The sequence below is a fragment of the Gordonia soli NBRC 108243 genome, assembly GCF_000334455.1.
Classification (GTDB): domain Bacteria; phylum Actinomycetota; class Actinomycetes; order Mycobacteriales; family Mycobacteriaceae; genus Gordonia; species Gordonia soli.
Window position 1 is genome coordinate 41464 of sequence record NZ_BANX01000005.1, and the last position, 12735, is coordinate 54198.

9 protein-coding genes are annotated in these 12735 nt (G+C 66.2%); 4 read left to right on the top strand and 5 right to left on the bottom strand.

The genetic code is table 11. The features are described from left to right. The first annotated feature begins 277 nt into the window (after window positions 1-277). Window positions 278-2185, top strand: a complete 1908-nt coding sequence (locus tag GS4_RS03150) for a carbohydrate-binding domain-containing protein (protein WP_007617431.1) — start codon at window positions 278-280, stop codon at window positions 2183-2185. A 153-nt stretch (window positions 2186-2338) separates the two neighbouring features. Here GS4_RS03150 and GS4_RS03155 read toward each other — a convergent pair whose 3' ends face one another. The 3 genes from GS4_RS03155 to GS4_RS03165 all read right to left on the bottom strand — a co-directional run bounded on the left by GS4_RS03155 (window position 2339) and on the right by GS4_RS03165 (window position 6458). Next, the gene (locus tag GS4_RS03155; RefSeq protein ID WP_007617433.1) at window positions 2339-3649 is read right to left on the bottom strand and encodes an MFS transporter; all 1311 of its coding nucleotides are present in this window, start codon (window positions 3647-3649) and stop codon (window positions 2339-2341) included. Between the two features lie 4 nt (window positions 3650-3653). Next, window positions 3654-4124 (bottom strand): MarR family winged helix-turn-helix transcriptional regulator, encoded by a 471-nt coding sequence (locus tag GS4_RS03160; RefSeq protein WP_439644591.1) that lies wholly within the window; start codon window positions 4122-4124, stop codon window positions 3654-3656. Window positions 4125-4370: 246 nt separating this feature from the next. After that, entirely contained in the window at window positions 4371-6458 is a 2088-nt protein-coding gene (locus GS4_RS03165; RefSeq protein ID WP_007617437.1) for a PhoX family protein, read from the bottom strand. Window positions 6459-6674: 216 nt separating this feature from the next. On the opposite strand from GS4_RS03165, the gene GS4_RS03170 reads away from it, so the two are divergent. The 3 genes from GS4_RS03170 (at window position 6675) to GS4_RS03180 (ending at window position 10748) form a co-directional block, all read left to right on the top strand. After that, window positions 6675-7541, top strand: coding sequence for an ABC transporter ATP-binding protein (locus tag GS4_RS03170; RefSeq protein WP_007617439.1), 867 nt, complete (start codon window positions 6675-6677; stop codon window positions 7539-7541). A gap of 229 nt (window positions 7542-7770) precedes the next feature. Further along, on the top strand, window positions 7771-8643 hold the full coding sequence (locus tag GS4_RS03175) for an ABC transporter substrate-binding protein (RefSeq protein ID WP_217997671.1): 873 nt from the start codon (window positions 7771-7773) through the stop codon (window positions 8641-8643). An 86-nt stretch (window positions 8644-8729) separates the two neighbouring features. Beyond that, complete coding sequence (locus GS4_RS03180; protein WP_245555549.1) at window positions 8730-10748, top strand: iron ABC transporter permease; 2019 nt, start codon at window positions 8730-8732, stop codon at window positions 10746-10748. 90 nt (window positions 10749-10838) lie between these two features. On the opposite strand, the gene GS4_RS03185 is transcribed toward GS4_RS03180, so the two are convergent. Next, on the bottom strand, window positions 10839-11579 hold the full coding sequence (locus tag GS4_RS03185; protein WP_007617456.1) for an SDR family NAD(P)-dependent oxidoreductase: 741 nt from the start codon (window positions 11577-11579) through the stop codon (window positions 10839-10841). Then, complete coding sequence (locus GS4_RS03190; protein ID WP_040509493.1) at window positions 11579-12730, bottom strand: 3-ketosteroid-9-alpha-monooxygenase, oxygenase component; 1152 nt, start codon at window positions 12728-12730, stop codon at window positions 11579-11581. The genes GS4_RS03185 and GS4_RS03190 overlap by 1 nt, the downstream gene beginning before the upstream one ends. Between the last annotated feature and the right edge of the window lie 5 nt (window positions 12731-12735).

Consider the following 12735-nt stretch of genomic DNA (forward strand, 5'->3'; position numbering starts at 1 on the left):
GTAGTGTCGCCGGCTCGGCGCTGGCGTACTGATTTCGTACCGGAGTGGGGCGGCGCGCCGAGCCCGCGTGAACTCCCGATCCCACGCCGTGGGATTGTCGATGTCGAATCAGCGATCAGTGATGTGTCAACGAATCGACTCCGGCACAGCGACTTTCGGTCTGCACTCGCGCGGCAGGGCCGAACCGACACCTGCCCGTTATCGCTACGACACCCGAGGTATGACTTACGCCACTAAGTTACTGGAGTTAGGGGAGGGGCCAAAGTGAAAGGCGACCATGATCCCCTCGGAGCGGGTCCGCGGTACCAGGCGCTACTGGAAGGTCGGTGTCGTCGGCCTCTCCGCGACGGTCGTCGGCTGTCTGGTCGTCGTCGCGATACCCAGTGCCGCCGCTGCCACCGTCGAGGCCGAGACGCTGGCGACGTCGGGCACCATCTACCAACTCTCGGACTCGACCGCGTCCGGCAAGAAGGCCGTCACGCTGGCCGCGACCAACAGCCAGGTGACCTACACCGCCGACACCGGTGCGCTCAACGGAGTACGTATCCGCGCGAAGGCGACCAACTGCAACGGGTCCCCGCAGATGCGGGTGAGCCTCGACGGCGTCGCCGTGAGCACGGTGACCGTCGCCGCGACCACCTGGACCGACTACACGGTCCCGTTCACCGCGGCTGCCGGACGACACAGCATCGCGGTCACCTACATCAACGACTACTCGTGGTTCCTCTGCGATCGGAACCTGTACGTCGACACCATCACCGACATCGCGGCACCCCCGACATCGAGTACGCCACCGTCGAGTACCCCTCCGACGACGACGCCACCGACGACAACTCCGCCGCCGACGACGCCACCGACGACGACGCCACCGACGACGACGCCACCCACGACGACACCACCCGGAACAGGTTGTGCAGCACGCGAGTACAAGGCGAGGTACTTCAACAACACGACCCTCGCCGGTGCGCCCGTGCTGGAACGATGCGAGGTCTCCGTGGGTGGCAACTTCGGTACGCGCTCTCCGGCGACGGGGGTCCGCGCCGACAACTTCGGCATCGAGTACAGTGGCGCGCCGGACTTCCCGGTCACCGGCTCGTACACCTTCGGCGCCGACACCGGCGACGTCGGCGTGCGCGTCTGGCTCGACGACGCCCTGATCATCGACAAGTGGGCTACCAACACCTGGGGTCGATTCGAGGAGGTCCGCACGGTGACCGCCGGCCGCCACCGCGTCAAGGTGGCCATCATCGACGCGGGTGGGACGGCCATCCAGCACTTCTCCGTATCCCAGGCCGGGGCCGGGCCCAGCGCACGCAGCAGCGCCGACGGACGGTACTTCGCCGGTGACTCCTTCTGGAACACGCCGGTTCCCACCGGGGTGCAACTCGACTCCCGGACGTCTCGCTGGGTGACGATGCTGCGCAACTCGTCGGCCATCCGCGAGATCGCGATGAACTCGCGGGCGTGGACCACCACCCTCTACCTCGCGCCGGCAGGCACTCCCAAGAAGTCGATCCGCGTGTCCAACAACGCGAACAAGACGGTCAGTATCCCGTATCGCAGCAACTACGTGCCATCGCCGGACGGCGATGCGCACCTCGCGGTGATCGACCAGGCCGATGGATGCCTGTACGAGTTCCAGGGATTCAACGCCGGGTCGGGGAGCGCGATCGCCCACGCGACCTATCACGCCTACACGGGCTCCGGGGGTCATGTGGCCGGTCCGGCCCACGCGGGAGGCGAGTTCTCCTATGTCGCAGGCATGATCACGCCGCGCGACGTGTCACGCGGGGTGATCGACCATGCTCTGCGATTCGCCGTGCCGATCGGTTCGCAGAACTTCGTCTACCCCGGCACCCGCACCGACGGGACCACCGCCGACGGCATCCCGCAGGGAATCCGGATGCGTCTGAACCCGTCAATCAACCTGGACACCCTGGGGCTCAACCCGTTCCAGACGATGGTGGCCAAGGCGCTGCAGACCTACGGTGGCTACAACGCCGACACGTCGGGCAGCTTCTCGCTCTACACCCAGAGCACCGCCGACGGCAGCAGCTACGCCCAGCCGCCGGTCTCGTTGCCCAAGTCGTTGATCGATCACCTGCAGTTCCTGGAGCCGACCCTCGACTCGGTCGATGTGCGGCTCGATCGGGCATCGGACACCACCTGCGCGCAGGCCCGATGATCCGACCCTGACGCGAGATGCCCGCCGATCACAACGATCGGCGGGCATCTCCACACGTCGGGTCTCTCTCGCGAGCTCCGCGGATCCGGTGGTCGAAAGCCGTCGGACGTGCTCGACGGCGGTTCGTGGACATCAGGTCGATGCGGTGCTGACTCAGTACTCCTCGGCGCCGACGAGTGCGGCTTCGTCGTCGACCACGGTCTCCTTGGCGGGGGCTCCGCGGACCAGGCCCACTGCGAGCATGGCGACGACGCAGTAGCCCACGGCGAACCAGAACGGCACGGCTGCCGATCCGAACCATTCGGCCAGGTAGGCGACCAGCACTGCGGCGATCGCCGCGCCCATCCAGCGCAGGAAGGAGTAGCCGGCGCTGGACACCGACCGTGGCGTGTTCTCGTCGCCGGACGACATGGCCACCCCGGTGAACAGGGTGTTGAGGACGCCTGACGGCAGGCCGGACAGGATCACCGCGAGACCGATCAACCAGACCGTGTCGGTGAGGGTGCCGATCGCCGCGAGCGCCATGACGAGTGCGTAACCGCCGATGGCGACCAGCACGCCGGCCTTCTGACCGATCCGTGCCGCGAGTGGCGGAGCGAGGAAGACGCCGGCGAGAGCGGTCAGCAGACCCCATCCGAAGAAGACGAGACCGGCGTAGATGGGTCGGAGACCCATGGCAATCGGTGCCCAGGCGATCACGGTGAACAGCGCTCCGGTGTAGAAGGCCGACCCGATGGAGGTGATCAGCAGCGTCCGGTTTCGCAGGGCCCGAAGCGGATCGGAGATGGTGACCGGCTGACGCTCGGTGCGGGGACCGTCCGCGGGGAGCATCGTCGCGCAGAGGATCGCGCCGACGAGCATGAGGATCGCGGTGCCGCCGAACGGCGCACGCCAGGTCCACTCGCCGAGGACGGCGCCGAGCAGCGGGCCGATGGCGAGGCCCGCGCCGAGGGCCGCCTCGTAGAGCATGATCGCGCCCGCCTGACTGCCCTTGGCGGCGCTGACGATGAAAGCCAATGCGGTGGCGAGGAACAGTGCGTTGCCCAGACCCCAGAGCACGCGGTAGGCGATCAGCTGGTCGATGTCGCTGCCGAACGCCGAGATCCCGGCCGCGATGACGATGAGCGCGAGCCCGACGACGAGCGTGCGCTTGGGTCCGAATCGGTATGCCGACCATCCGGTGATCAGCATCGCGACGCACTGCACCCCCACGTACACGCCGAACAGGAGCGTGAGTTTGTTGGGCGGGGCGTTGAGTGCCTCGGCGATCGAGTGGAGGATCGGGTCGACCAGTCCGATTCCCATGAAGGCGATGACGGCCGCGAAGGCGGTCACCCACACGGTGCGTGGCTGCTGCCGGAAGGTCTCGATCAGGGACTCCGAATGCGCGCCGTGCGATGAGTGGGATGGCTGGGGCGCGCTGTGCGCCGTGGGGGTGGATGCCGGGGTGTCGGTGGTGGTCACGGGGTCACTTTCGATGGTCGGGGGATGCGGAGGCGCGATCCGGTTTGTCGAGGCGGTCGCGCAGTGCCTGTAGCGCCGGCGCCGCAGCGGCGAGCGCATCCCGGTGTTCGTCGGACAGATCGGCGAGTGCGCGGGTCAAGACCACGTCGCGCTCACTGCCGACGCGTCGTAGGACGTCACGGCCGTGGTCGGTGAGGGCCACCTGGACGGCGCGACGGTCGGCCGGATCAGGGGTGCGCTCGACGAGATCCGCTTTGCAGAGACCGTCGACGAGGGCGGTCGCGGTGGGCATGCGGATGGACTCGCGGTCGGCGAGTTCGCCCATCCGCAGCGGTCCGTGGTCGACGAGCGTCGCGAGTGCCGACGCCTGAGCGGCGGTGTACTCCGGGATCGGTGTGTGCCGACGCATCGCGAGGTAGAGCCGGATCAGCGAGGGGCGAATCCGGCCGGCCAGGTCTGCGATGTTCTCGGACACATCGGACACGTTAATACTTAGGCTTACGAAATAAAAGCAGACAGCGTGTGATCCATGCGACATGTCGGACGATCCGGACATCGCGTCCGATGCGGAGCGCGGACCACGAAGCCCTCCCAGCAGCGGTTCCTCCGTCGCGAACCGCTTTTTCCGCAGTCTGCACGCGGAAGACGAAGTCGGGACGGAGGAACGCGGCGGGTCGGACGTCGCGGCCGGAGTCCGGCCGCGCGGTGGGGGACGCGGCGATCAGACGCCGATCGAACCGCCGTCCTTCCAGACTGCGACGACCGAGGGCCGCGGCTGCGACGAGCCTCCGTCGGGCCAGTGCGAAGCCGGGTTGTCGGCCGAGTGGTCGTCTTCCTCACCCGGATGCTGGACGCAGACGATCACCCGGTCGCGGTCGATGATGGGACCGCAGGTCTCGGCACCCTTCGGTACGGTGAGGAACTGTTTGGTCTCGCCCCGACGGTCGCCGTCGAGTGCGACGGCGAACAACCCGTCGTTGCTGTCGAGGGCGTTGCCGTCGGTGGAGACCCAGAGGTTGCCATGCGGATCGAATGCGACGTTGTCCGGACACGAGATCGCACTGACCTTGGTCTTGTCGAAGCCGCCGTAGTAGGTGTCGGCCGCCGCCGGATCACCACAGACCAGCAGCAGATCCCAGGTGAACTCGGTGCCGACGTGATCGTCGGTGATCTCGATGATCTGGCCGTTCTTGTTCTCGTTGCGCGGGTTGGCCGAATCGGCGGCTGCCTCGCCGCTGGTGCCGCGGTCGTCGTTGTTGGTCAACGCGCAGTAGATCTTTCCGGTCCGTGGACTCGCCTCGATGTCTTCCGGGCGGTCCATCTTGGTCGCGCCGGCCTTGTCCGCGGCCTGTCGCGTCCACACGGCGACCTGCTCGGGGGTCATGCCCGCCACGTGGGACGTCGACTTCCCGTCCGCATCGACGGTGAGAAGCTTGGCCCAGGTGCCGCGTCCGGCGAACGAGCCACTGGCAGGGAGCTTTCCGCTGCCGTCGACGGCGCCGGGGTCGTCACCGGTGAACGTGGCGACGTAGAGCGTCCCCTCGTTGAGGATGCCCATGTTGTGGGTGCGTGCGGCCTTCGACAGGCCGGACTTGATCCGACGTGTCGACACGAACTTGTAGATGTACTCGAACTTCTCGTCGTCACCGCTGTACGCGACAACCGTTCCCTCGTCAGGCCCCGAACCGACGACGTACACGTTCGCCGACTCGTGCTTGAGCCGTCCGAGAGCGCTGTGCTTGACGGGGGTGGACGTCGGGTCGTGCGGGTCGACCTCGACGATGTAGCCGAACCGGTTGGCCTCGTTGGGTTCCTGCGCGAGGTCGAACCGCTTGTCGAAGCGTCCCCACAGGTGGTAGTCGGCGTCGTCTTCGAAGCTGTAACGCTCGAGCCCGGCCTTCGTTGCCTGGTCCGTCACCTTGCTCGCGTTACCGAAATAGTTGTTGAAGTTCTCCTCCCCCGAGAGCATCGTGCCCCAGGGGGTGAGGCCGCCGGAGCAGTTGGCGATGGTGCCCAGCACGGTGTCGCCTGCCGGGTCGGCCGAGGTCTTGACCAGCGCGGAGCCGGCCGCCGGACCGACGAGTCGGAAGGGGGTCGACGCGGTGATGCGGCGATTCCGCTGTCCGACGACAGGTGTCAGCTTGCCGGTACCGGGGGTCGCGGCCACCTCGACCACGGTGATCCCGTGCGCGGCCATCGAGATCCGTGCCTGCTGCTCGGTCGGCGCTTTCTCCTGGTACCCGGTGAACATGAACTGCTCGGTGGTGTACTCCTGATTGACCACCAGGTAGTGGTGGTTGGGTACGCCGTCGATCGGGATGAGACCGGCGAAGTCGTTGTTGAAACCGAACTGACCCGCCTGCGCCTCGGGGGTCTGGTTGGCGAAGTCGAACTGTGGCGCGCCGGGGAGAACCGGATCACCCCAACGGATCACGATCTCTTGCCGGTATCCGTCGGGGATCACCACGGCGTCCTGTGTGTTCGCGGCGACCGGGTCGAAGGTCATCCCGGGTGCTGCGCCATCCGGTCCCGCCGACGCCGAGGTCGGGCCGGACCCGCCGGAGTCGCCACACGCGGCGAGAACGGTGGTGGCACCCGCTGCAACCGCCGCCGCGGCCGAGGAGCGGAGGATCGTTCGGCGCGAGATGCTCGTCCGCACCATGTCCCGGAAGTACTCGTTGTCGCTGGTGTTGCCCGGCTCGTGCCAGCACGCCTCGCCGCACTTGTAGCGGCAGGTGACGCGGGCTCGGCCGGACGATCCGAGTCGATCGGCCGCGGGCGAGGTGAACAAGGGCAGCGGGATGCGCACGGCAGAGTCCTCCAGACACTTCGAGTCACTCCCGGGCTGTGGGAGACCCGGGGAACGTTAGGAGTGCCGCTGAACGTGACGGAGTGCGTCGGGTGAACTGAGGGCAAACGGGAAGTGCCGAAATATCGGGTTCGCGAGGTAGGCCGAGGCCGCGCCATGGCGTGCCCCACGGCGGGCGCCGAGGACCGGCTCCTTAGAGCAGGTTAGGCTTACCTAATGAGTAATCCGCTTCGCCTCGTCGGTGAGCAGCTCGAGTTGCGGTACGACAAGACACCCGTCGTTCACGGAGTGTCGGTGACGCTGCGTGCCGGACAGATCACGGTGGTGCTGGGCGCCAATGGCAGCGGAAAGTCCACCGTGTTGCGTTCGCTGGCTCGGCTTCATCCGATTGCCGACGGTGGCGTTTCCATAGGCCGCAGCTTGGAGAGCGGTACAGAGACCGAGTCGCGGGCGCACCTGCGGGATGCCACACTGTTGAGCCCTCGCGAGTTCGCAGCTCGTGTCACGCTGTTCGCTCAGATCCGCGCCACGCCGCAGGGGTTGTCGGTGCGCGATGTGGTGGCGTTCGGGCGCCATCCTCATCGGCATCGATTCGCCAGGCTGACCTCTGCCGACAATGTTCTGATCGACGAGGCGATGAACCTCACCGGGGTTTCTTCTTTCGCAAGTCGTGGCGTCCAGGACCTCTCGGGTGGCGAGATGCAACGAGTGTGGCTGGCCGCGTGCCTGGCTCAGAACACCGACATCGTGTTGTTGGACGAGCCGACGAATCATCTCGATCTGCGTTACCAGGTCGAGGTTCTCGATCTCATCGAGGATCTCGCGCATGACCACGGAGTAGCGGTCGGTCTCGTACTCCACGATCTCGACCAGGCAGCCCAGATCGCCGACAACGTCGTGCTGCTGTGCGGGGGGCGCGTACACCGAGCGGGCCCGGTCGCCGAGGTACTCACTTCGGCGAACCTCACCGAGGTGTATCAGATTCCCATCGAGGTCAGCCGCGACGCCGACACCGGAAGGCTACGCATTGACGCCCTCGGTCGCCGTGATCGCCAACGCCAACGCCAACGCCAAGTGATCTGATCACTTGACTGTCGCTGACGTGCTTCGCAACAAAAGATTTCGCTCTCAACACGAACGAGGACTAGCTATGATTCGACCTGGATCCCGGAACCTGCGAGTGGCGTCGGCAGTCGTCATCATTCTCGCGATGGCGGGTTGTGGTACCACCGATGTCGGCGGCGCCCCTGACCCATCGATGATGTCGGGCTCGGCTGGTTGCTCGAGAGGCGCCCCGGCCACAACCGGTGCGGTGACGGTGACCGACGACTTCGGCCGGAAAGTCACACTCGAAAAGCCGGCGGCCAGGGTCGCTTCTACCGAATGGCAGCAGACCGAAGACCTGCTCACGCTGTGCCTCACACCGGTTGCCGTCGCTGACACGAAGGGTTACGCGGCCTATGACACTGCCGAGAAGTTGCCGCACGGTGTCACCGACGTCGGAACCCGAAGCGAACCGGACTTGGATGCCCTCGCTGGTGTGGCGCCTGATCTGGTGATCGTGGAAGCCACGGCTGCAGACGATCCCAGGGTCACCGGTCTGGAGAAGCGCGGTGTCAAAGTGCTGGCAACGAAGGGGGCAGATGCGACCGACCCGGTGGCACATATGAGGTCGCTGTTCACTTTGATAGCAGAGGTGACGGGGCGCACAGATCGGGCCGACCAGGTGCTCACCGAGCTCGACTCGCATGTCGACGAGGCTCGGTCCAAGGTCATGCGTGCGGGATTGGCGACCAGGGATTTCGTCTACCTCGACGGCTGGGTCGAGGGCGGAAACGTCACGATACGACCGTTCGGGAGGGGTGCGTTGTTCTCCGCTCTCGGTGAGCGTCTGGGTCTGACTGCAGCCTGGAATGGCCAGGTGGACAGCACTTATGGACTCGGGCAGACAGATCTCGAAGGCATGATCGCCGTTGGCGACGCCAATCTGTTCTATACCGCCACCGAAGACCCCACCAGTGACAACTACGTCACAGAACTCGGTAAGAGTTCCATCTGGGCCAATCTTCCTGCAGTCAAGGAAGGGCGGGCCAAGCCGTTCCCGCCCGGGATCTGGACTTTCGGCGGACCGCGCTCTGCCGTTCAGGCTGTCGACGCATACGTGGATCTGTTGATCGCGGAGTGAATACGACCGGCGGCTCCCGCTCCGGCGTCGAGAGACGTTCCGAGTGGGGCGGTCCCGGGTCCGGTCGTGTCGCTGTCGGCTCGTGCGTGACCTTGGCCGTGTTGGTCACCGTGCTGGTAGTTCTCGCGATCTGGCACCTCGGTCAGGGAACTTCCGGCATCGAACTCGCCGATATCGCCCGCTATCTCCGCGGTGAGACGGAGTCGGTGGGTGATGTCAGCGTGGGAGACGTCTTCAGGGGGTCTCGTTTGCCGCGACTTCTTGCCGGCATCGCCGTGGGAAGTGCTCTCGGTGTGGCCGGCACACTGCTGCAATCGATTTCCAGGAACCCGCTGGCGTCTCCGGATACCTTGGCTGTCACCGCGGGGTCGTACTTCGCCGTCGGCATCACTGCTGCCGTCGGTGTCAGCATTCCGATATGGGCCAGTGCGGGAGTGGCATTCAGTGGTGGCCTACTCGCAGCGGGCCTGGTCTTGGTGCTCTCTGGCGGCGCAGGGGCGCCGACAACCCGGCTCATCCTCGCCGGTTCGGCGGTCGCAATGGCGTTGCAGTCGGCAACGTCGACGCTGCTTCTGGTGTTCCAAACCCAGACGACTGGTCTCTACGCTTGGGGGAGCGGGTCGTTGTCGCAGCTCAACGTCGACGCTGCGCTTCGGGCTCTGCCGGTGATCGGAGGGGTGGCGGTGGCCGTCATCTTGCTCGGTCGGCGACTCGACGTCTTGGCGATGGGCGACGACGCTGCATCGACAGTGGGGGTGCCGGTCCGGCGGACCCGTGCCCTCGCCGTTCTTGCCGCTGTATTGCTCACCAGCACCGCGGTCACCGTGGCGGGTCCCATCGCGTTCGTCGGCCTCTGCGCCCCGATAATGGTGCGGCTCATGGCGAGTCGATTGAAGGGATTGCAGCGGCACATCCTGCTGCTGCCGGCATCGGGGCTCATGGGTGCGGTGATCGTCGTGCTCGCCGACGTGGTGATCCGTACGGCTCTGGGCGCCCAGTCGGCCGCGTCGATTCCGACCGGAGTCACAACTGCACTGCTCGGTGCGGTGGTGATGGTTGCGCTGGCCCGCACGATGCGTGACCCCGGGCCGGCGTTACCGACACAAGCCCGCGTGCGTAGGCGCGGAGCACGCCGATGCATCCTCGTGCTGAGTGTGGCAACGGCACTGATGCTCATGGCGGCAATGGTCGGACTACTGGCTGGTTCCGTCATGTTGAAGGTCGGCGACCTCGTGCAATGGGCTCAGGGAAGCGCACCGCAGCTGATCGATTTCGTCTTTCGAGATCGGGCGCCCCGTGTGGTCGCGTCAATCGCCGCGGGTATGGCACTGGCGTTGGCCGGCAGCAGCGTGCAGACAAGTGTGCGTAACCCGCTCGCAGAACCAGGGCTTCTCGGGATAACCGCAGGCGCTGGATTCGGTGCGGCGCTGGTAACGGTTGCCTTTCCCGACTCAGGGCACAGCACGATGGTGGTCGTAGCGGTGGCGGCGGGCTTGGCCACCTACGCTCTCATCACGCTGCTGGCGCTGCGTGGGGGGCTTGCCCCCGGCCGTATGGTGCTGATCGGGATCGGACTGGGATACGGCCTGACCGCGTTGACGACACTTGTTCTGCTGCAAGCAGATCCGTGGAATACGCCACGTATCATGACATGGTTGTCGGGCACTACCTACGGTCGATCGTTCGGCGACGTGATACCCGTGTTGGCAGCGCTCGGGATCGTGGCGCCGTTACTGCTGTCGGCACATCGCGAGCTCGACCTCCTGGCCGTGGATGACGATCTGCCCCGAATTCTCGGTGTCCGGCCCACGCTGGCCCGGGCGGGACTGCTCACCGCGGCATCGACGCTGGCGGCGGTCAGTGTCGTGGCGGTCGGTGTGATCGGGTTCGTCGGTCTCGTCGCGCCGCATTGTGCGCGTGCACTGACCGGTGGCCGCCACATTCACGCTCTGCCGGTTGCGATGATGTTGGGCGGGACGCTGGTCTGCGTCGGCGACAGTATCGGCCGAACCGTCATCGCGCCCGCTCAGGTCCCAGCGGGTCTGGTCGTCGCGATGATCGGTGCGCCCTACTTCGTCTGGTTGATGTGGCGGTCGCGCGTCTGATCACGATGCGGCACCGGAGTCGGTCATGCACGTGCCCGGAAGTGATGTGTGTCAATCCGAACAACCAACTGCCCACCAGGTCCGACGGACTCAGCCGGCGCCCTTGCCGTTGTCGATCCGGTACACCGCGCCGTGCACGGCTGCGGCATCGTCACCGATCAGATAGGCGATGAGGGTCGCGACCTGTCGCGGGTCCATCAGGCCTCGTGGCGACGCCGCACGCAGGATCAGGTCGAAGTCTGCGTCCTCGGGCGCACTGAAGCCGCGGACCTGCCGTGTGTCCATGCCGCCTGGACAGATGGCGTTGACGCGCAATCGGTCTGCGCTGTACTCGACGGCGAGAGCCCGCGTCAGACCGACGAGCCCGTGCTTGGCTGCGCAGTACCCGGCGGAGTACGCCTGCCCCTCGACGCCGGCTATCGACGCGACGTTCACGATGCTCCCGCCGCGTGCGATCAGGTGCGGGAGCGAGGCACGACACAGGTAGAACGGGCCGTCGAGGTTCACGGCCATGTCGCGCGCCCACTCGGCGTCATCGAGCATCTCGGTGCGCCGCATCGTGTGCGAGCCGGCGACGTTGACGAGGGCGTCGACCCCACCGAAGCGCGCGACCGCCTCGTCGATTGCACCGCGACACTCGTCCGCGTCGGCGATGTCGGCGATCGTGAACGCGCCGTGAGGAATATCGGCAAACACCTCGGCGAGCCGATCCCGATCCCGGCCCACGCCGAATACCGTTGCGCCACGCTCGGCGACGAGCCGCGCGGTGGCGGCGCCGAGTCCTGAGGACGCACCCGTGACGACCGTGACCCGACCGTCGAGCTCGCCCATCAGTGGACACCGATCGACGCCAGTCGCTGACGTTCCACCATGTTGCGACGGATCTCCTCGTCCCATTCGCCACGCGCATGGGTCACATCGATCTCACACTCGTAGCGATCGGTCATGTCCGGGGTGACGGCGGCGCGGTCGACGTAGAACTGCTCGTACCACCGACGTTGCTGATATACCGGCCCGTCCTCCTCGGTCAGCAGCGGATTGTCGATCCGGGTCTTGTGCCGCCAGACCTCGACGTCCTCGAGGAATCCCTCGGAGAACTTGGCGGAGAATGCCTCTGCCATCCGCGACATCTGGGCGTCGGATAGCCCGGGCATCTTCTGAACCGCCACGCCCCACTGCAGCACGAACGAATTCTGGGTCACCGGGTAGTGGGCGTTGGTGAGCACCACCTCGACCGTCCCGCCACTGCCGATGTCGTTGTGCAACCAGTTGATCATGTACGCCGGTCCGAAATAGGTTGCCTCCGAACGCAGCAGGGAGTCCGGGTGGTAGTACTTCGAGTCGCCGAAGATATCCTCACGCGACTTCGAGTGCATCAGCTGACTGGCGGTGTGACCATCGATCACGTTGGCGAAGTACGTCGGGTACGCGTGATGAATGTAGAAGAAGTGGGCCATGTCGACGTTGTTGTCGACGATCTCCCGACAGTGCGATCCCTCGATGAGTTCGCTGCGCCACGCCCACGTACTCCATCTCCCCTCGTCGAAACCTTCGATCGTGGGCGGGAGCCACGCGGGATCGGGGGCTTGATTCTCGACGTCGTGCCAGACGAGGAGTTGCCCGTTCACCTCGGACGTCGTCCAGCGGCGGGTGCGCGCCAGCTTGGGCCGGCGCTTGGCGTACGGGACGTCGGCGCAACGGCCGGTTGCGCCGTCCCACTGCCACCCGTGGAACGGACAGGCGAGGAAGCCGTCGCGCAGCGACCCCATCCCGAGATCGGCGCCCATGTGGCGGCAATACGCGTCGAGCACCCGGATCGCCCCCGCGCCGTCCTCGAAGATCACGATGCGCGTGCCGAAGGCGTCGACCGAGTGCGGACGACCGCCGCGGAATGAGTCCGCCAGACCCAGGCAGTGCCAGCCCCGCGCATACCGATCGAAGTCGGCGCCGGTATCGATCTGCCGCACGTCGTCCGGTGTCATCTCGG

Coding starts and splice junctions, on each gene's coding strand:
- GS4_RS03150 (WP_007617431.1), top strand. CDS start 278: ATGATCCCCTCGGAGCGGGTCCGCGGTACCAGGCGCTACTGGAAGGTC.
- GS4_RS03170 (WP_007617439.1), top strand. CDS start 6,675: ATGAGTAATCCGCTTCGCCTCGTCGGTGAGCAGCTCGAGTTGCGGTAC.
- GS4_RS03185 (WP_007617456.1), bottom strand. CDS start 11,579: ATGGGCGAGCTCGACGGTCGGGTCACGGTCGTCACGGGTGCGTCCTCA.
- GS4_RS03190 (WP_040509493.1), bottom strand. CDS start 12,730: ATGACACCGGACGACGTGCGGCAGATCGATACCGGCGCCGACTTCGAT.